Origin of the sequence: Pseudomonas sp. (genome assembly GCF_050739935.1) — a bacterium.
Classification (GTDB): Bacteria; Pseudomonadota; Gammaproteobacteria; order Pseudomonadales; family Pseudomonadaceae; genus Aquipseudomonas.
This window is the reverse complement of the sequence record NZ_JBOICF010000023.1, coordinates 70,845-90,796: the sequence shown is the minus strand read 5'-3', so window position 1 is coordinate 90,796 and position 19,952 is coordinate 70,845. Positions and strand designations below refer to the sequence as shown.

The 19,952-nt window shown below is 61.1% G+C and carries 17 protein-coding genes; 6 read left to right on the top strand and 11 right to left on the bottom strand.

Annotation, left to right across the window (positions count from 1 at the left end):
* Positions 1-156: 156 nt before the first annotated feature.
* The 8 genes from ACRER8_RS03960 to ACRER8_RS03925 form a co-directional block, all read right to left on the bottom strand.
* Positions 157-1,194 carry a FecR family protein gene (locus ACRER8_RS03960; RefSeq protein ID WP_431745048.1) on the bottom strand — a complete coding sequence of 346 codons (1,038 nt, stop codon included), beginning with the start codon at positions 1,192-1,194 and terminating at the stop codon, positions 157-159.
* A 49-nt stretch (positions 1,195-1,243) separates the two neighbouring features.
* The gene (locus ACRER8_RS03955; RefSeq protein WP_431745047.1) at positions 1,244-1,747 is read right to left on the bottom strand and encodes a sigma-70 family RNA polymerase sigma factor; all 504 of its coding nucleotides are present in this window, start codon (positions 1,745-1,747) and stop codon (positions 1,244-1,246) included.
* Positions 1,748-1,972: 225 nt separating this feature from the next.
* On the bottom strand, positions 1,973-3,001 hold the full coding sequence (locus ACRER8_RS03950; protein ID WP_431745046.1) for an ABC transporter permease: 1,029 nt from the start codon (positions 2,999-3,001) through the stop codon (positions 1,973-1,975).
* A 3-nt stretch (positions 3,002-3,004) separates the two neighbouring features.
* A complete protein-coding gene (locus tag ACRER8_RS03945) occupies positions 3,005-4,492 on the bottom strand; it encodes a sugar ABC transporter ATP-binding protein (protein ID WP_431745045.1) in 1,488 nt (495 codons plus the stop codon).
* Positions 4,485-5,507: a sugar-binding transcriptional regulator gene (locus ACRER8_RS03940; protein WP_431745044.1), complete on the bottom strand. Its 1,023-nt coding sequence runs from the start codon at positions 5,505-5,507 to the stop codon at positions 4,485-4,487. The genes ACRER8_RS03945 and ACRER8_RS03940 overlap by 8 nt, the downstream gene beginning before the upstream one ends.
* Positions 5,504-7,042: an FGGY-family carbohydrate kinase gene (locus ACRER8_RS03935; protein ID WP_431745043.1), complete on the bottom strand. Its 1,539-nt coding sequence runs from the start codon at positions 7,040-7,042 to the stop codon at positions 5,504-5,506. The genes ACRER8_RS03940 and ACRER8_RS03935 overlap by 4 nt, the downstream gene beginning before the upstream one ends.
* 53 nt (positions 7,043-7,095) lie before the next feature.
* Positions 7,096-8,112 (bottom strand): galactitol-1-phosphate 5-dehydrogenase, encoded by a 1,017-nt coding sequence (locus tag ACRER8_RS03930; protein WP_431745042.1) that lies wholly within the window; start codon positions 8,110-8,112, stop codon positions 7,096-7,098.
* Between the two features lie 97 nt (positions 8,113-8,209).
* Complete coding sequence (locus tag ACRER8_RS03925) at positions 8,210-9,187, bottom strand: substrate-binding domain-containing protein (RefSeq protein WP_431745041.1); 978 nt, start codon at positions 9,185-9,187, stop codon at positions 8,210-8,212.
* A gap of 911 nt (positions 9,188-10,098) precedes the next feature.
* On the opposite strand from ACRER8_RS03925, the gene ACRER8_RS03920 reads away from it, so the two are divergent.
* Positions 10,099-10,533 (top strand): GNAT family N-acetyltransferase, encoded by a 435-nt coding sequence (locus ACRER8_RS03920; protein ID WP_431745040.1) that lies wholly within the window; start codon positions 10,099-10,101, stop codon positions 10,531-10,533.
* Between the two features lie 151 nt (positions 10,534-10,684).
* Here ACRER8_RS03920 and ACRER8_RS03915 read toward each other — a convergent pair whose 3' ends face one another.
* Positions 10,685-12,574, bottom strand: a complete 1,890-nt coding sequence (locus ACRER8_RS03915; protein WP_431745039.1) for a sigma-54-dependent Fis family transcriptional regulator — start codon at positions 12,572-12,574, stop codon at positions 10,685-10,687.
* A gap of 249 nt (positions 12,575-12,823) precedes the next feature.
* Between ACRER8_RS03915 and ACRER8_RS03910 the strand changes: the two genes are divergently transcribed.
* Entirely contained in the window at positions 12,824-14,647 is a 1,824-nt protein-coding gene (locus tag ACRER8_RS03910) for an NAD(P)-binding domain-containing protein (RefSeq protein ID WP_431745038.1), read from the top strand.
* A gap of 118 nt (positions 14,648-14,765) precedes the next feature.
* On the opposite strand, the gene ACRER8_RS03905 is transcribed toward ACRER8_RS03910, so the two are convergent.
* On the bottom strand, positions 14,766-15,458 hold the full coding sequence (locus ACRER8_RS03905; RefSeq protein ID WP_431745108.1) for a transporter substrate-binding domain-containing protein: 693 nt from the start codon (positions 15,456-15,458) through the stop codon (positions 14,766-14,768).
* A 298-nt stretch (positions 15,459-15,756) separates the two neighbouring features.
* Between ACRER8_RS03905 and ACRER8_RS03900 the strand changes: the two genes are divergently transcribed.
* Positions 15,757-16,263, top strand: coding sequence for a thioredoxin family protein (locus tag ACRER8_RS03900; protein ID WP_431745037.1), 507 nt, complete (start codon positions 15,757-15,759; stop codon positions 16,261-16,263).
* Between the two features lie 86 nt (positions 16,264-16,349).
* Here the strand turns inward: ACRER8_RS03900 and ACRER8_RS03895 are convergent, their stop codons facing one another.
* Positions 16,350-17,153 (bottom strand): MlaA family lipoprotein, encoded by an 804-nt coding sequence (locus ACRER8_RS03895; protein WP_431745036.1) that lies wholly within the window; start codon positions 17,151-17,153, stop codon positions 16,350-16,352.
* A gap of 181 nt (positions 17,154-17,334) precedes the next feature.
* Here ACRER8_RS03895 and ACRER8_RS03890 point away from each other — a divergent pair, with 181 nt between their 5' ends.
* The 3 genes from ACRER8_RS03890 (at position 17,335) to ACRER8_RS03880 (ending at position 19,892) form a co-directional block, all read left to right on the top strand.
* Positions 17,335-18,045, top strand: coding sequence for a response regulator (locus ACRER8_RS03890; RefSeq protein ID WP_431745035.1), 711 nt, complete (start codon positions 17,335-17,337; stop codon positions 18,043-18,045).
* Complete coding sequence (locus ACRER8_RS03885; protein ID WP_431745034.1) at positions 18,042-19,406, top strand: ATP-binding protein; 1,365 nt, start codon at positions 18,042-18,044, stop codon at positions 19,404-19,406. Before ACRER8_RS03890 ends, ACRER8_RS03885 begins: the two co-directional genes overlap by 4 nt.
* Before the next feature lie 123 nt (positions 19,407-19,529).
* Positions 19,530-19,892, top strand: a complete 363-nt coding sequence (locus tag ACRER8_RS03880; RefSeq protein WP_431745033.1) for a hypothetical protein — start codon at positions 19,530-19,532, stop codon at positions 19,890-19,892.
* Positions 19,893-19,952 lie beyond the last annotated feature (60 nt).

The window sequence follows — 19,952 nt, the reverse complement described above, 5'->3', positions numbered from 1 at the left end:
TGCGGCTGACGGTCAGTTGCAGCGTGTTGAGTCTATTGTTTTTCACGTCGGGTCTTGTCCTGAGGGTTCCAGAATGCGCAAGCAGATCTGCATTGTTCGAAATGCTAAGCAATCGCAGTTGGACAAGAAGACGAAGGGGTCGCGAAAAACCTGAATCTATTTTGAAAATATTTCCTGACTGCCGTCCGGCAGGGTGCGCACGGCGACCGGCAGGATGCTCGGCAAGGCCCGCAGCAGCGCGTCGGTGTCATCGGATTTGAACACGCTGGTCAGCCGCAGATTGGCGACCTTGCCTTCCGCGACCCGCAGCGGTTTTTCACGGTAGCGCGACACTTCCAGTACCACATCGCGCAGGGAGGTGTCGTTAAATACCAGCTTGCCACCGCGCCAGGCGGTGAGCGCAGCGGTGTTGATGGCGGAGGCAGGCAGCACCTTGCCGTTGGCGTCGATGCTCGACCCAAGCCCGGCGGTGAGCGTCACCCGATTGCCATCGTCGTCCGAACTACTGCCAGAAGACGCGCTACCTGAACCGGAGTGCCCCTTGACCTTGACCGTGCCGGACTCGACCGCCACCAGGGTTCTGCTCGGATCGCGACGCACATCGAAACGGGTGCCCGTGACCGTTACCGAACCATTGCCGGTCTGCACCACGAAGGGCCGGGAGCTGTCGTGCTCGACGCTGAACATGGCTTCGCCCTCGGTCAGTTCGACCTGCCGACTGGCGCTGAAGAAATGCACGTTGATCCGGGTGCGGCCATTGAGGTCCACCACTGAGCCATCCGGCAATGCGACCTGACGCCGCTCGCCCAGCACGGTGGCGAATTCGGCGCTGTAATCGGGTTGTCGACTCAGGCCGAAATACAGGCCCGACCCCACCACCATCGCCACCAGGCTCGCGGCCACGGCATAGCGCACGAAGGTTCGGCGAGCGATGGGTCGCGGCACCGGCAAAGAGGTTGGCGCATCGGCCTGACAAAGGGCTTCGAGCCGTGCTTTGGGCAGCAGGTCGGCGGCGCCCCACAGGCTCTGCAACAGGCGGTACTCATAGGCGTGCTGATCGTGGGCGTCGAGCCAGTTCTGGAAACTGGCGCGTTCGTGCGCGGACAAATCGCCGTCGCGGGAGCGGGCGAACCACCACGCCGCCTGGTCGCGCACCGCCTCGTCGCCGCATGGACATTTACGGTCCGTCGTCATGGCATTTCCTGAGCAGATGAAAGGCGGGCCTGTTCCCGCTGACGATGCTTCATTGCCGCGGGGCATCCAGCCGGTCGCGCAAATGGCGAAGCGTGCGAATCATATACTTTTCCACCATGTTCTTGCTCAAGCCCAAACGTTCGGCGATTTCCTGCTGGGTCAGGCCTTCGAGTTTCTGCCAGATGAACACCTTGCGGCAGTTCAGCGGCAGCTCGGCCAAGGCCCGTTCGATGGAATCCGCCAGCTCAATGGCATGCATGAATGCCTCCGGATCATCCCCGTGACTGGCCGCAGGGTCGATGGATTCGGATTCGAGCTCCGAGCGGCGGTCTTCGCGCCGCCAGGTGTCGACCGCGATATTGCGCGCGGTCTGGTGCAAATAGGCGCGAGGCTGCTCGACGCTGCCCCCGCCGGAGGATTCAAGCACCCGCACGAACGCGTCATGGGTCAGATCTTCGGCCTGATGACGGCTCTTTAGACGGCGGGTCCAAGTGCCCACGAGCTCTTCGTAATGATCAAGAAAGCCTTTGCTTCGTGGCGGCTTGAGCGTCATGGGAATGGGGAGGTAGGGGGCGGGAGGCGCGAATAGTAATGGTTCTTATTAAAGGGCGCAACGTGCAGATGAGGACGCACCGACGCGTTGATCCAATCCTGCGCTAAAGATCCTCCCTGTAGCAGTCCGGCTTGCCGGCGTGGCGTCATCAAGATCGCTACCGCTGGCAAGCCAGACTTCTACACGTGTCAGCCAGGCCGTTTGCCTATGCCCTCATTAATTGGCTCAAGTGCGCCCGGCATAGTGATCAATCAGCCGGTTGAGCAGGATCGCCAGGACGATGATCACGCCGGTGATCGCCATCTGATAGAAGGAGCCCAGCCCGAGCAGGTTGAAGATGTTGCGCAGCACCTGGAGCAACATCACTGCCACCGCCGTGCCCACCACACTGCCCCGCCCGCCGAACAGGCTGGTGCCACCCAGCACCACGGCGGCGATGGCGTCCAGCTCCATCCCCTGCGCCGCCGTCGGCTGCCCGACATGCAACCGTGAGGTCATGAGAATGCCGCCGAATGCCGCCAGCACGCCGCAGATCGCAAAAACGGCAATGGTCACGGCTCGCACCGGCACACCAGACAACCGCGCAGCCTCGACATTACCCCCGGTCGCCAGCACGTACTCACCGAACACGGTGTATCGCAGCACCAGCCAGGCAACGGCGGTAATCAACAGAAAGATCAGGCCCAACACCGGAAACGCGATGCCTTGGCTGGGCAGGATGTCGATCATCGCCGAACCTATGCGAGTGAAGCTCTGTGGCAGACCGTTGATGGGCGCACCGTCGGACGCCAGGAAAGTCATGCCGCGTAGCGATACCAGCCCGGCCAGGGTCACGATGAAGCTGGGCACCTTGCCGAATACCGTGATGCTGCCCATGAACGTGCCGATCAACAGCCCGGCCAGCAACGTTGCCGGCACGGCCAGCCAGCCACCGACCTGCTGCTGCAACATCACCGACACCAGGATGCCGCCAAAGGCACACAAACTGCCCACTGACAGATCGATGTTGGCCGTGAGGATCACGAAGGTCATGCCGATGGCGACGATGCCGACGATGGCGCCCTGCTGGAACAGATTGGCGACGTTGCCGAACGTCAGAAAGTCATCAGATAGAAACGTCGCGACGACCACCGCGAACAGAAAGATGAACACGAAGTTGTAGCGCATTACCCAATCCAGCACGGCATTGCGGCGAAATTCGGGGAGCATTGCAGGGCGCTCCAGAGACGACAGGCTTTTGCTTGTAGTTGTCATGATTCAGGCCTTTGTACCCATCAGGATGGTTTGTTCAATCTGGTCGCGGCTGGCGTGCAGCGGGTCGAAACACGCGACATTCCGGCCTTCGTGCATGACCCAGATGCGGTCACAGTTGACGTATAGTTCGTCCAGTTCGCTGCTGGCCACCAGCACCGCCGCGCCCTCCTCGGCCAACGAGCGCGCCAGCGCATAAAGGTCAGCCTTGGCGCCGACATCCAGCCCGCGACTCGGCTCGTCAAGCAACAGCAGCCGCGTGCCGTCGATCACCCACTTGGCCATGACCACTTTCTGCTGATTGCCGCCGGAGAGCTGCCGAACAGGTTGTTCCAGATTGTCGAACTTGGTTTGCAGGCGCTTGAGCACCGGCTCGCTGCGCTGCTTGGCCTGGGCATGAGAGAACCAGGTCAGGCGCCGGGTGTGGACCAGCGTGGCATTTCGGTAGATCGCCGCGTCCAGTAGCAGGCCCTGACTCTTGCGACTTTCCGGAACCAGGCCGACGCCGCAACGAATCGCCTGACGCGCCGTACGCACTGAATAGGGTTCGCCGAACAGACGCACCTGCGCATCGACCTTGCTGGCACCGAACAGCCCCTTGAGCAGGCTGCTGCGTCCGGCGCCATTGAGCCCGGCCAGACCGACGATCTCGCCCTGACGAACTTCCAGATCGCGCACATCCAGACCCTGCGCGCCTTGCAATCGGGTGACCTGCAACGCCAGCGCATCCCGTGGCGGCTTGCGCTCGGCGCGTTCGAGCAGTTCGCGATGCTCGCCTACCACTGCCGCGATCAACGCGCGATCGTCGACCTCGGACAACGCTTGCGTCTCCAGCGTCCGCCCTGCACGCAGCACCGTGACGCGGTCGCCAATCTCGCGGATTTCGTTCAAACGATGGCTGACGTACAACACCGCGACGCCCGCAGCAGTGATTTCGCGAATCACCTGAAACACCCGTTTCAGCTCGGTTTCATTGAGCGCCGCCGAAGGCTCGTCCATCACCACCACGCGCGCATCACAGGTCAGGGCGCGTGCGATGGCCGCCAATTGCTGGTTGGCGATCGACAGGGTTTCCACCCGCGCCGAGGCACTGAATCCGGCACCCACACGCGCCAATGCTTCCTTCACCCGCGCACTGCGTCGGGCTCTGGAAACGATGCCGAAACGGTGTGGGGTGTAACCGAGCATCAGGTTCTCTTCGACGGTCATTTGCCCGACCAGGTCCAACTCCTGATAGATCATCGCGATGCCGGCTTCACGGGCCTGCTGCGGATTTTTCAATTCGACGTTGCGCCCGCCAATCAACATCTCGCCGTCGTCCGGGCGATGAGCGCCGGCGACGATTTTCAGCAGCGTGCTCTTGCCCGCGCCGTTGGCTCCGAGCAAGCAGTGCACCTCGCCGCGCCTGACAGTCAGGCTGGCATCGGTGAGTGCGGTGACATTCGGCGGAAAACGCTTGGACAGATGACGGATATCCAGTGCCAGGTCATTCATGGTCCTGCTCCAGCAAGAAATTCGCGGTGGCTTCGTCGGTGGCCAGCACATTGGCGTAGCCGGCGCGCAGACAGGCCAGCACCACAGCGTGCTTGGCCTGACCGACGCAAACCGCTATCGACCAGGCCTTGTCGTGCAATGCTTCGGGACGCAGGCCCAAGGTGCGGTCGTCCAGTTCGGGCATGACCACTTTGCCGTCCGCACCAATGAAGCGACCCATGATGTCCCCCACCGCGCCGCGACGCGCCAGTTCTTCGATCAGGGGTTCGTCGACGTAGCCCGACTCCAGCAGAACCGAGCGGTTGGACAGTTCACCCAGACTGAAACAGGCCACCGACGCCTGCTCGCCGAGGCGCAGCACACTGGCGATGATCGGATCCTGCTCCAGGGCCTCGCGGGTGCGGGCGTTGCCGAGAATCGCCGGGACCGGCAACAGAGTGGCGCGCCCTCTGGCCGCCTGGGCGAAACGCTCGGCGACGTTATGGCTCGGCTCGCCCACCGAATGGGTGTTGATGGCGCCGTTGAGCAGTACCACATTGAGCGCTTCGTTCCAGCGCGGCGTCAGCCACTGCGACATCTTGGTCAGGGTCCGCCCCCAGGACACGCCAATCAGATCCGGCGCCGGTTGCAAGTTGCACAGATAGCGAGCGGCGGCCTGGGTCACGGTGTTCAACGCGCTGGCGTCGTTGTCGTCAGCCACCACCAGCGCCTCGCGCAGGCCATAGCGGCGTTGCAGTTCAGCCTCCAGATGCGGCAGACGCGTCGAGCGCGCGACGATCTCGATGCGCACCACGCCGGTTTCCCGAGCTTCACGCAATAGGCGACTGACCTGCCAGCGAGTCAGGCCGGTTTCGCGGGAAATATCACTCTGGTTTTTTTCGAGGTCGTAGAACAGTTTGGCGACCTGCACCATCAGGTCCTCGCGCTGGGTCTCGTTAGGCAGACGCGGTGCCAGTGATTCCTGCGCGCCGGGGGCTTCTCCCGGTTGGTATTCGTGCTTGCCCGATTCACTCATGCTGTCGGCCTCGCGAGGGTGGCCCTGGAGGCATTGGCGTTGCGGGAGAGCCCCGACTTGCAACTGATCGGCGCGACGCTTTCAGTAGCCTCGCGATAACGTCCGAGCAGCTCGACATAACAGTCGTGAGCCTGAGCATCCGGCTCGATGATGCTGCCGCGGGTGGTGAAATCGGTCGCCGCCTGCTGCAGATTGTCAAACGCGCCCAAGGCACAGGCTGCCGCGGCTGCGGTGCCAATCAGGGTTAGGTTATCGTGGGCCACCATTTCGAACGGTACGCCGGTAGCGTCCACCGTAGCCTGCAGCCACAGCGGATTGTTCTGGAAGCCGCCCGCCGCGACGACGCGGGTGATCTCGGTGCCCTGGGAGCGCCAGGTATGGAAGATATTGGCCGAACCCAGCGCAATCGCTTCCACCGAGGCCCGATACAGATCATGCCGGTCATGATTGAGTGAAAGCCCCATGATCGCGCCGCGCATGTCCGGCGAGCGGTAAGGCGTGCGATTGCCCATCCAGTAGTCGAGCACCAGCAACCCGGTGGAACCCGGTTTGAGCTGTTGAGCCTGCTTGATCAGTTGCTGATGGCCTGCTGCGTCCAGGCCGAACATCTTCTGTGCCAACCAGTTGAGGATCGATCCGGCGGAAACCTGGCCGCCTTCCATCAGCCACTGCCCGTCGAGCAGCGCGTCAGGGTAAGGCCCCCAGATCCCCGGCACATCCATGCGTTCAGGGGTGTGCATGAGCTGAACCACCGACGTGCCGCCGATGAACAGCAGCTCCCCGGCCCCGGTGGTGCCGGCGCTGAGCATCGCCATGTGCGCGTCGATTCCGCCCTGGGCCACCAGGGAGTCGCGACTCAGGCCAAGGTGGCTGGCCGCTTCGCCGCTGAGCGGGCCAATCTTGCCGCCCACCGCGATCACTTCCCGCGGCAACTTGTCGGCCAGTTCGGCCACCCCCAATTGCTCATACAGCTCGACCGGAAACCGCTCGCGACGGGTGTCGTAGTTCCATTTGCAACTGGCATTCAGCCGCGAGGCGACCCATCGGCCGGTGAGCTTGAAGTTGATCCAGTCCACCGCCTCGCAGATGCGGTCCGCCGCGGCATAGAGGCCAGGCTCGTTGTGCGCCATCCACATCGCTTTGGGCACCAGCCATTCCACGGCATCACCACCGGCATTCATCATCGGGTGATTGACCTGGGCGGTGCGCACGGACTCAAGACCGGCCCGGCAATCCATCCACAGCAGCGCCGGTCGCAGGGGTTCGCCATCGGCTCTGCAGGCGACAACGGTCGAGGCTGTCGTAGCCACGCACACCCCGGCTACCTGCGGATGACCCGCTTGCGCCATCAAGCGCCGACAGGCTTCGCCCAGCGCCGACCACCAGTGCTCGGGCAATTGCTCGGCCCATCCCAGCTCGGGGTATTGCGTGGCATACGCGGCCTCGGCGACCTGAATCAGCCTGTGGCTGTGCAGGTCATACAGCCCTGCCCGTACGCCACCGGTACCGAAGTCCAGCCCCAGCAATAGGGTCATCGATTTCCTCCTGCGTCTGGCTGACGCTTTTTGTTGTTTTCAGCGAGTGTGGCTTACGGGCGGAAAATCACCTTGGCCGCCACTTCCTTGCGTTCGGCATAACGGCGGAACATGTCCGGCAGCTCGGCCAGGGGCAAGTCGTGGGTAATCATGAACTTCCATTGCAGTTCACCAGAAGCCAGTTTGTCGATCGATGCCGTCCACTCGTCGCCGGGGAACGGCGCGGAGAACGAGTTCCAGGCGCCATGCAGGGAAATCTCCTGACGCAGGAACCAGGAAAACGTCGCGGTACTGATCGGCACGTCCGACACCGGAATGCCGATGAACACCACGTGCCCGCCCGCCTTGGCCAACTGCACCGCCTGGTTGATCGAACTTGGATGCCCCGCCGCCTCGACCACCAGTTGGCAACGTGGCAGTTCGGCATCCGATGTGCCGCTGAGCAGGGTTTGGGTCGCGCCTGCCTCCCGGGCCATAGCCAGCTTTTCTTCGGCGATGTCGATGGCGACGATTTCCTTGGCCCCCATCAAACGCAGCCACTGAATGACGAACAATCCGATCGGCCCACAGCCCACCACTGCACCGTTCTGCCCGGCCTTGAAGTCGGCCTTCCAGATGGCGTGCAGGGCGATGGCGGCAGGGTCGACCAGCGATGCCGCAATCGGGTCCATGCCCTGCGGCACCTTGATCAGATTGCTCAGTGGCACGTTGACGTATTCAGCGTAGGCGCCGTCGCGGCGGCTGCCGAAATAATCATAGTTTTCGGAACGCGACGGAAAACCGCGTTGATACTGATCGCTGGAGATATCGGGAATCATCGGCGGCACGGTGACCAGCTCGCCGATGCTGTAGCCCTCGACGCCGCTGCCGATCTCTTCAATGAAACCGGCGAATTCGTGACCGCAGATCAGCGGCATGCGGTGTGCGCCTTTGCTCAGCATGCGCGGGATATCCGAACCACAGACTCCGCAGGCAGCGACCCGGACCAGCGCATGCCCTGCCTTGACTTCAGGTTTGGAGACTTCCTCGACGCGGATATCGCCTGGTTTGTACATGACGGCAGCTTTCACAGTGAAACCCTCTTGGTTGGATGATGAGCACGTTGAATGAGAGCCACGCGGAACGGTTCGCACGGCCCCGGCAAATCAGGAATCGAGCAGGTAGGGATCAGTTCCCGGCAGGTCGGTACTCGCCAAACGTCGCGCTGTGGTTCACCTGGGCTGCATTGGCCTTGGTCACCAATTGGGTACCGGCATCGACGAACGCCGGTGCCGATTGTCCGGCCGCCAGTTTGCGCGCGGTATCGATCGCCACCTCGCCCAGATAACCCGGATCGTTGAGGGCGGTGGCGACGTACTGATCGCCGTTCTGGATTGCATCGATGGCTTCGGACAGACCGTCGACACCGGCCACCAGCACGTCCTTGCGACCGCGCTCCTTGAGCACCTGCAAGGCGCCCATGGCCATGTCGTCATTGTGCGCGAACACTGCTTTGACATCGGGGTGAGCCTGCAGCAGATCCTGCATCGCGGTCACCGCGTTGGCGCGCATGTATTCGCTGTAGGGGCCATCGACAATCTTGAACTGGCTGCCCTCGAAGGCGCTGTGAAAGCCCTTGCGCCGCTGGGTCATCACGGTACCGCCAGCGTCGCCTTGAATCTCGATGATCTTGCCGTCATTGACGTTGTGGCTTTTCAGAGCGGCCAGCAGCGCATCACCGGAAAGTTTGCCCATCTTCACGTTGTCGCGACCGATGGTGGTGGCAACATCGCCATTGATGGAACGGTCCACGGCGATGACTGGCACCTTGCGGGCCTTGGCGGCATCCAGGGAAGCGCCTACGGAATCAGGGTTAACGGGGTCGATGATCAATACGTCGACCTTTTTTGTCAGCAGATCCTGAATGTCATTGTTCTGTTTGCTGATGTCGCCGTTGGCGTCGAGAAAGATCAGCGTGTCGCCACCTTTCTTCGCAGCGGCAATGGCGCCGTCACGCAACTGGACATAGAAAGGAGACTGGAGGGTGACCTGACTGAAACCGATTTTCAGGTCTTTGGCCTGGGCAGGTGCGCCACTGAGGATGGCGGCAGAAACGGCAAGGGCCAGTGATAGAGCACGAACGGGTTTTCGGGCTAGCTGGAACATGATGAAGTCCTGTTTTTATTGTTGTCTGGAATTCCTGGCGGCCCTCTCGTGACCTGCCAGCAAATGTGAGTCGGCGTCACATTTGAAAAACGAGACTAGTCCTCGACCGTTTTTTGGTCAAGACGAAATGTGAGGATTTTTACAAGGAAGGCGGGCCTATGCCCGAGGGTGCTCAGCGAACCGGGTAGTTAGAAATAGTTAATACGGCATCCAATGTTATTTTTTTAACATCGGCTCTCAATTTTCTATTCAGTCAATCGCTGAGAGACGCCCACGCCGAATGCCACCAGAAGCGCAGTGCTTGTGGCGGCAAAGGCAGGAAGAGGAAAAACTCGAACGTCTGGTGCGGGTTATCAGCTTGGTGGGATGGTTGCCAACATGCCGATGGTGATGGTCAGCGCCAGAAATCCCAGCAGGAAAATCGTCATCCGGGCCATAAGGGCCTCCTCTCAATGTTCGCGATACAGACGAGATACCTCCCATGGACATCCGATCAGGCGCATCGGAAGCTGGGATTGGCGACCATTGTGGAATGGATGACTGTTTCAATACAGGGCCAGGTATTGGAGAAAAATACGGATCAGATCGCCAATGAATGCCTGAATAAGGACCATTGCAGGCGCGACGGCACTTCGTCAAGGAGACAGTACACGAGCAGAAGTTTTGCTCGTTCCCACGTTCCACGAGGGAATAATCAAGCTGGAGCGACACCCCCAGGACTCCTGCATCTTCGGTAGCAGCAGACCGGTGTTGGATGCGCGCTCCCGGCATGAACGGGCCGGGTTTGCCCGCAGGCCCAAGCCTCCCGGTGACGCAGTGACCCGTTCCGGCTTGACGCGCAAACGCCTCTGTCACACCCATTGCGATCCGCTCTGCTAATCTGCGGCATCCGACTTACCACAGGCCTGCCCATGATCAATTTCCGTGTCATGACGATGGACGATTACGATGCGGTCCTCGCATTGATGAGCAACACCCCCGGCATCTCCCTGCGCGACGCCGACTCTCGCGAATCGACCGCCAGATACCTTGAGCGCAATCCCGGCATGAGCTTCGTCGCGGAAACCGACTCGGGCCTGTGCGGCTGCGTAATGTGTGGGCACGACGGTCGCCGCGGCTACCTGCAGCATCTGCTGGTATTGCCCGACTATCGGCGCCAGGGCATCGCCAATACGCTGGTGCAACGCTGTCTTTGCGCCCTTGAAGCGCTGGGTATCGGCAAGTGTCATCTCGACGTGATCAAGACCAACGACGCCGCTGCCCACTACTGGAAAAACCAGGGTTGGCAGCTGCGTCAGGACATCGATCGCTACTCGTTTACCCGACCAGGCAACGAGAACGCGTGATACAGCGTGGTGCCCGCGCCTGCAGCACCAAGCGCACTCATAAACGCGGCTCCAGCTCCAACGCCCTCCGGGCAGAATCAAAAGCGACTTTGCCTCCGAAATATGAACCGACTCGACAATGAGCAGACTCCCCGACGACGTCACGCTGCGTTCAACCGGGTCGTGAAATGCCGTGATGGCGCAATTTGCGGTACAGCGTGTTGCGGCTGATGCCAAGTCGGGTGGCGACGCGGGCGACATGCCAGTGCTCGGACTCAATCAAGTTGAGCAGCGTGTGCTTCTCGGACACTCCGAGTGGACTTTCGGTCGCTGCCGCAGGCTCCAGCGGCAGCAATTCCGCCAGATCTTGCAGAGTGATCTGCCCCTCCCACGCCAACGCAACCAGCGTACGCAGGCAGGTACGCAACTGTCGGACATTACCCGGCCAGGCATGCGCCAGCAGGCGCTCCCTGACGCCGGTCTCGAACCGAATCCTTTTGCCCTTTGCTTCGTTGCGCAGCAGCAGATCGAGCAGACTGGCTTTGTCAGAGCGCTCGCGCAATGGCGGAAGCCGAACCGCGAATCCACCGACGCGATAAAACAGATCCTCGCGCAAGCGACCTTCGGCCACGCAGGCCTGTAGATCCTGGTGACTGGCACTGATCACGCGCACATCCAGCGGGCGTGCCGATGCGCTGCCCAATGGCACCACCTGACGTTCCTCCAGTACGCGCAGCAAGCGAGTCTGCAACCCCAGCGGCATATCGGCGATCTCATCGAGAAACAGAATGCCGCCGTGGGCCTGCTCCAGCTTGCCAACCATGCCGTCCTTGCGCGCGCCGGTGAAGCTGCCGCCGCGGTAGCCGAACAGCTCGCTTTCGATCAGTGATTCAGGAATGGCCGCGCAATTGATCGCTATGAATGGCTGATTCGCTCGTGAGCTGGCGCGGTGCAGCGCCGCTGCGAAAGCTTCCTTGCCAGTGCCCGTCTCGCCTTGCAGAAACACCGGAACATCGGCTTCCAGCACCCGTAGCGCGCGAGTAAAACCACGCTGCAGGCGGGGATCTTCCAGGCACACACGCACGTCGCTGATCTTCGGAGGCGTGGGCGTTATCGAAGGCGCTTTACGTAATGGTTCTCGCAGCTGTCCGTAGAACAGGCGTCCATCCAGTAACCGCACCGGCCAACAGACGCTCGGCTGTGGGCTGGCCTGACTTATCACCTGTTCAAGCGGTGTTTCCAGCAGCTCCGTCAGCGATTGCCCGACCAGTTGCTCACGGCCGACGCCGAGTAAATCCAGCGCCGCCTGGTTGACCGAACAAATGCGGGCATTCTCGTCGAAGCTGAGCAGACCTTCACCCAACAATCCCACGAAGCCTGCCTGCGGGTGGAAGCGCAACAGGAAGCGGTGTGTGTCATCGCCCAGGAAAAAACAGCTTTCGATCAGCCTGGCGGACAGGTTGGTCAGTGCCATGGCCTGAAAGTGCTGCTGAAGGCTGTGCTCCTCTCGCACCGAGGACAGGTTGAGCACGGCAAGCAACTGCCCTCTTGAATCGAATATCGGGCTGGCCGAGCAGGTCAGCCCGACGTGCTTGCCACGAAAATGTTCATCGCGACGAATGGTCACCTGGCGCTGCTCGACCAGGCAGGTACCGACGCCATTGGTGCCCTCGGTTTCCTCGCTCCATACCGACCCGAGCCACAGCCCGGCACGCTGAAACTCCGCCCGCTCGGCGTCGTTGAAGACACTGTCGATCGCCACCCCGCGAGCGTCGGTGAGCAGCACGACGTGACCATCACGGCCGATCTGCTGATGCAGACTGTTCATCTGCCAGTGCGCCACGGCGATGACGTGCGCAAGCGGCGCACGGTGGTCCTGCAAGCGCGGGTGCTCGACCACATTCGGCGCACGACGGCTGGCGGGGTCGAGCCGATGCTCATCAAGACAACGCTGCCAGGAGCGCCTGATGGCCAGGTCGGTAGTCGGCCCAGGGCTGACATGCGTGCCCTGCACGGCTTGCAATACTTGTTGCGCGTGAGCGCTGATCAGAGTGGGCGCCATTGTTATTGTTCTCCGCGACGTTTAGGAGACTGTTCCGTGCGCAGCTTAGACCAGGAGACAGACACCGGGGCTTTTTGCGCCGAGTGACACTGTGTCACTGGCTCAATACCACAACCGTGACACTAATCCGCTTATGCGATACAGGTTCCTGCCCGCGGCAGAGGCTCTGCAACGGGGCTTTCCACAAGGTGGCCCAGCCCTTGCTCTGACCTACGCGGTACAAAAACAACAAGATCGGGAGAAACCCTCATGAACATCGCTATCGAAACGCCTGCCCAGACGCCCACTTCTCAGTTGACGGGATGGGTCGAAAACCTCAACGAGCGCCTCGTCCGACGTGATCTGGACGGTGTCCTCGAACTGTTTGCCGAAGAATGTTACTGGCGTGACTTGCTGCTTTTCAGCTGGAACCTGGTGACCCTGGAAGGCAAGCCGGCCATTCGCGACATGCTCGAAAAACGGCTCGATATGACCCGTCCCGAGCAGTGGAAACTGGAAGGTGAAGCGACGCTGACCGACGGCGTACTCGAAGGCTGGATCAGCCTGGAAACGGACATCGCGCGAGGCAAAGGCTACGTCCGCCTCAAGGACGGGCTGTGCTGGACGCTGCTGACCACCATGCGCGAACTCAAAGGCCACGAAGAACCCAGCGGCCGCCGTCGCCCGCTAGGCGCCAACCATGGTCACGGTCATGCCGACAAACGCAACTGGCTGGAGCGTCGTCGCGATGAAGAAGCTTCGCTGGGCATCACTACCCAACCCTACTGCCTGATCGTCGGCGGTGGCCAGGGCGGGCTGGGGCTCGCCGCGCGGCTCAAACGACTGGGGGTGCCAACCCTGATCGTGGACAAGGCCGACCGCCCTGGCGATCAGTGGCGCGGTCGCTACAAGTCGCTGTGCCTGCACGACCCGGTCTGGTATGACCACATGCCTTACCTGCCCTTTCCCGATCACTGGCCGGTGTTCACGCCCAAAGACCAGATCGGCGACTGGCTTGAGATGTACACCAAAGTCATGGAGCTCAATTACTGGCCGCGCACCGAATGCGTGAGCGCAAGCTTCGACGAACAGGCCGGGAAGTGGACGGTCGAGGTACAGCGTGATGGCGAGCGCATGACACTGCAGCCAACCCAGTTGATTCTTGCCACCGGCATGTCCGGCGTAGCCAATGTGCCGAGTTATCCAGGGGCCGAGACCTTCAGCGGGCAGCAGCATCATTCCAGCCGCCATCCCGGCGGCGATGCCTGGCGCGGCAAGCGCGCGGTGGTCATCGGTGCGAACAATTCGGCTCACGATATCTGCGCCGACCTGGTGGAAAACGGCGCCGAAGTGACCATGGTGCAGCGCTCCAGCACCCATATCGTGCGTTCCGACAGCCTGATGGATCTGGTGTTCGGCGGGCTCTACTCGGAAGACGCGCTGGAGACCGGATTGACCACGGACAAGGCCGATATGCTATTCGCCTCGATCCCGTACAAGGTCATGCCGAGCTTCCACCAACCGGTTTTTGCAGCGATCAAAGAACGTGACAAGGATTTTTACGAACGCTTGAGCGAAGCCGGCTTCATGCTCGACTTCGGGGATGACGAGTCTGGTCTGTTCATGAAGTATGTACGTCGCGGCTCCGGGTATTACATCGATGTCGGCGCCTCGGAGCTGATCGCCAACGGCACGATCAAGCTCAAGAGCGCGCCAGGTCTGGGCGTCGAGCGCATCGAGGCCGACGCCGTGGTGCTCAACGACGGCAGCCGCCTGCCGGCAGATCTGATCGTCCACGCCACGGGCTACGGTTCAATGAACGGTTGGGCCGCGAAGCTGATCTCCCAGGAGGTCGCCGACAAGGTCGGCCGCTGCTGGGGCCTGGGGTCCGGCACCACCAAGGATCCAGGCCCTTATGAGGGCGAGCTGCGCAATATGTGGAAGCCGACACAACAGGACAACCTGTGGTTTCACGGCGGCAACCTGCATCAGTCCCGGCACTACTCGCTGTACCTGGCCTTGCAATTGAAGGCGCGTTTCGAAGGCCTGGACACCCCCGTGTATGGCCTTGCCGCGAGCCATCACAAAGATTGAGGCAAGGGTCGCCCAACGCCTGTTGGGCGACCCTCCTCTGTGATGTTGCGGTCATAAACCGATTTGCAGCGCGGATCTTTCCAGTCTCGAACGATGGACCCATCCGGATCTTTCGGAATTACGATGCTGCCGGCGAAGCCACTCGCGCATCGGATACGCCGCTGTCGTTCAGGGCGTTGCGCACGAAACCGTTTCGCAGTTGGCGATCGATGAAATCCTCAACGTATTGCGCTGCCGCCACTTTGCTCTTCGGGACAGCCATCGCCTGGCGTATCTCCGTGAAGTTGTCGCTTAGTACCCGCACGCCTGAAGTCGCCTTCGCGAACCGCTCCAGGGGTTGTCGAACGCCGGCCGCGGCGTCCAGACCCAGTTCCAGGAAGGTGTCCACGGCACGTGCCGACGTCGCCGCTCTGACAAGCTCGGCGCTTTTCAATGTGCGCGACAGATACAGGTCGTAGGCGGCGCCCTGTCCGACCGCAATGCGAATGCCTTTGTCGTCAAGCTCAGCCGCACGCTGGTATGGGCTTTCATTTTTGACCAGATAGGTTCCGTCAATGCATACGTAAGGATTCGAGAAAGCGATCTTTTCCGCACGCACCGGTTCGATGGCCAGAAACGCCAGATCCCACAGCTCTTCTTCCAGCGCGGCGAACACTTTCCCCGCCGCATCGTACGGCGTGAGACCGACAGTGACTCCAAGCTCACTTGCCAATGCATTCGCCAATGCGACCGACACTCCTCCAAGCGTGCCGGTGCTCTCATCGCGCTGCGCGAGAACCGGATTGCCCAGATTGATTGCGACCCGCAACATCCCGGACGGGGCCAGTTCCTTACGAACCGCAGCAATATCAAACTTCACGACTATTCGCTCCTTCCTGATTCTGGCGATTCATCACGGCTCGCCTCGCGGTAAGTTAACAGTTCGACCAAGGTAATGGCCTTCGGCATCGGCATTTCAGTCAGGTTGGCTTGAAGATCATGCAGATCCGCCCCGGGTCACCTATGATCGAGCGCACCCAGCGCAGCATAAACAGTCTCGCCGATGATGCTTGCCCTCTCCCGTCATTGCTGCCCAAATGCAGCATCGGATTTGAACGTGAGAAACCACCATGACTTCCTATCAGGAACTCTTCACCATCGGCGAGGATTTCGAATCCTTTGTCAGCCGCGGCCTGCCTGCGGAAATCAGCGTCGTTCGGAGCGTCCAGCACAAACTGTCCGACGCCGAGGCCATCAGCCCAATGACGCTACAACGCGTACACGCCGTCGAGGGGCGCTTTCATTTGCTGGTCGCGGCCGAGATGTGGTGCCCGGATTGCCAGATCAACGTCACGGTTCTGGATGACCTGCAACGCAGGCAGCCGAACATCGATGTAGCGATCATCAGCAAAGGTCGGGCCGAGAACGAACTGAAGGCACGGCTGGGGCTGGAGCGCATTTCGATCCCGTTCGTGCTGGTGCTCGATGACCGGTTTCAAGCGGTCGGCCAGTTTGTCGAACGCCCGCAAGACGTCGTAGCGGGCGGGGACGCGGTGAAGCCGGACTACCGGGCGGGCAAATACCTTGAGAGCACAGTGCAGGATTTTCTCGACCTCTTTGATGCAGCAAAACCGTAGATCCGGAGATAACGCCTTTTTGTAGCAATCTGGCTCGCCGGCGGTAGCGATCTTCAGCGGCCACCTCCGGCAAGCCGGACTGACCGCTACAGGTCGTTATCTTGCGATCGCGGTGACTTAATGCCTGAACAATCCGGCGCTTCACCCATCAGCGCCCCTGATCTACCCTCGTCGACAAACCTCGCGCGCTTCGCAGCCACCACATCCCGCAGCGCGGTGTAGTAATCCGGTTGTTGACGCAGCTTGTCGGTCAGCGGCAACAGCCGCGCGCGACCGTCGACAATACCGCCGACCGTATTGATGGTGCTCAGGGTCTCGACGGTATCGCTGTTGTCGCCGAAGGGGTCGACAGCAAAACTCAATACCTTGCCCGTGGCATCGCGCAGGTTGGCGGTGCCGAGCAACGGCAGCTCGACGATAGGTCCATCGGCAATATTCCAGACCCCGAATGTTTGGCCAAAATCGGCCTTGTGGCGCTCGATGCCGAATTTGCCGGAGACATCGATCAGGCCGACGACACCGACGGTGGTGTTGATGACGAAACGTCCCAGGGTGTTGACCGAGCGTCGGCCGTTGCCCTGCAGCAGGTCGTTGATGAAGACCTTGGGCTCGCCGAAGTTGGCGACGAAGTTGTGAACGCCTGTTTGAAAGAATCCAGGCAGGTGCAGATAGCCTCGGGCGACAGGAGCCAGAGCGTAATCGTCGACCGTGCGGTTGAAGGCGAATATTGCGCGGTTGATCGACAGCGCCGGGTCATGGACGCTGTACTCGACAGCGTTGCAAGAGGTTGGCGCCGTAGAGACCGGCACCGCGCAGCCGCTGGCAAGCAACGCCAGAGCACCGACAGCAGCGAGTCGAACACAGGGCAAAGCGGGTTTGAGAGTGGGCATGCAGGGCATCTCGACAAGAATTGCTGGCGATGCTGCCTGCGTTTTTTTGCTCGATGATTGCCAGTTCATTGCAAGCCGGTCGCTTTGTTGCCGGATCGAAATATATGACGGCGAGCGCCGAATGATTTTAGATAGGCGCCTGTGTCCAGCCCGGCAGCCTGTCTTTGTGAGTCAGCCCATCGTGAGTCATTTGATTCTGGTCGACGATGACCTTGAAGTCCTCGCCCTCCTGCAGAAGTTCCTCCAGCAACACGGTTACAGCGTCGAAATCGCGACCGATGGCCCCTCACTCTGGCAGGCGCTGGAAAAGCGCGCGCCGGACCTGATCATCCTTGACGTCATGCTGCCCGGAGACAGCGGGCTGGTGCTGTGCCAGCGATTGCGCGCCGAGCACAGTGTCGCGGTGATCATGCTTACCGCATTGGGCGAGCCGAGTGATCGCGTGGTCGGTCTGGAACTGGGTGCCGACGACTACCTGACCAAACCCTTCGATGCCCGAGAATTGCTGGCCCGGGTGCGCGCCGTGCTCAGGCGTACCGGCGAGGCCCGAAGCACAGCCAGCGACGCCCCGCGCCCCATTCTGGAGTTCGCCGAATGGCAGCTGGACGTCACCCGCCGCGAACTGCGGTCTCCCGAGAAAGTCATGATTCCGCTGTCGGCTGGCGAGTTCGAACTGTTGCTGGTGTTCGCTGAACATCCGCGTCGGGTGCTGACTCGCCAGCAGTTGCTGGACCTGGCTCGGGGCGAGAGGCATGACGCGTTCGATCGCAGCATCGATGTTCAAGTCAGCCGGCTGCGACGCAAACTGGAATCCGAACCCACCGCCGCGCCGATGATCCGTACCATTCGCAACGTCGGATACCTCTTTACCCCCAGCGTGGCCAATCGATGAACCTGTTGCGGGCGCTGCGGGCAAGGCGCCCCCGCGACACGGTTGCTCGCTGGATCGCCCTGACCACTATGGCGGCGATGCTGACCTCGTTGGCCTTGAACGGGGTATTCAGCCTGCTCGGCGGGGTCTGGGCCAAACCGCCGCTGATGGAAACAGGGCTGATGGAAAAAGCCGCCGCCATCACCCGGATCATCGATTCGGTGGCGCCCGAGCAGCGCCCCGGTATCGCTATCGCCGGCAGTGACCAGGGGTTCAGCACGCAATGGTTGCCGCGATACCAGGATGCCCGTGTGCCAGCGATCGATGAGCCGAATTTCCGCTCCGGCTCGGCCCTGTTGCGCACCTTGCTGGACCGGCCCGACGCCCGTATCGAGGCCTACGAACCCGCCGACTGGTCGCCACAACAGGCCGACAGTCGCTACGCGCTGTTGATCGAGCTGAGCGATCGATCGTGGGTGATGTTTTCGGTGCCTACGCGCAGTTGGGGTCTGGCGGAACTGCCGCGCAACCTGATCATCATCGCCCTGATCCTGTCCTCGACGATGCTCGTGGCCCTGGTAGCGACCCGGCATCTGGCCACTCCGCTGGAACGCTTTGCGCAGGGAGCCAGGCGTTTTGGCGTGGACTTCAAGGCACCCCCGATCCCGGTGGTCGGCCCGCAGGAAATTCGGCAGGCGATCCTGGCGTTCAACGCCATGCAGGCGCAGATCCAGCACTTTCTCCACGACCGAACGCAGATGCTCGCCGCCATTTCCCACGACCTGCGCGCCCCGCTGACACGCATGCGTCTGCGCGGTGAATTCATCGAAGATGCCGAGCAGCAGTCCAGGCTGTTCAGGGATGTCGACGAGATGCAGGCGATGGTCAATTCGGCCTTGGACTTCTTCCGCGACGATGCGCGCCTGGAGCGGGCAACCGCTTTCGACCTGGCCGAACTGCTGCATACCATCGTCGATGATTTCAAAGATGCGGGAGCCGACGTCGCGCTCAACGGCCCTCAGCGATTCGTGTATGTGGGACGTCCTGTTGGCATCAAACGCGCAGTGGTGAACCTCATCGATAACGCGCTCAAATACGGAACGGAACCGGCAGTGAGTCTGAAAGCCCATGCCAGCCGCGTGGAACTGCGCGTCACCGATCGCGGCCCAGGCATCGCCGTTGAATATCAGGAGAAAGTCTTCGCGCCCTTCTTTCGCATTGAAGGTTCACGCAACAAGAACACCGGCGGCGTGGGCCTGGGCTTGCCTGCCACGCGGGCGATCGTGCTGGAACATGGTGGCAGCCTGACCCTTCGCAATCGGCGTAGCGGTGGGCTTGAGGTCTGCATTGCGCTGCCGGTGCAGATGTCCGAACCCAGTTGACGGAACTCCCTCGCCAAAGCCTGGCCCTATAGGTGTAAGCCTCTGCAGCAGTGCTGAAAAACAGAGGCCAGGCACGGGCAATGTACCGTGCCTTTGAAATCCACTCGCTTGACAGGTGACGCCGTGAATACATTCGTTCCGCTGGAAAAACTGGAAGAAATGGACAGAGATGAGCTGAAGGATTTCTATGAAATCTGGCTGACCAGTTCCGAAACCTGGCCACAGGATCCTGAGAGAACGCAACGCGAATGCCTCTGGCGTGCGGACCGGCAGCTTACCCAGGACGTAGAGATCGACGAAGCCTACTTTCATAACCTTCCGCGCCTGTGGTTGGTGGTCAAAGACCTGAATGACACCTCTGCTGTCGGCGATATAGAACAAGCGCTGGGCCAACGTTTCCAAGATATCAACGTGAAGGGCGAATTCCGTCCCGTCGAAAAAGAAAAAGTCGCTTGCGGCGATAAGAAAACCGATCTGAGAAGCTGAAAGGCGTCATGGCTGTGTGGCAGTTGACCTTAGAGGACTGCCACTGCCGCGGTGCATCTG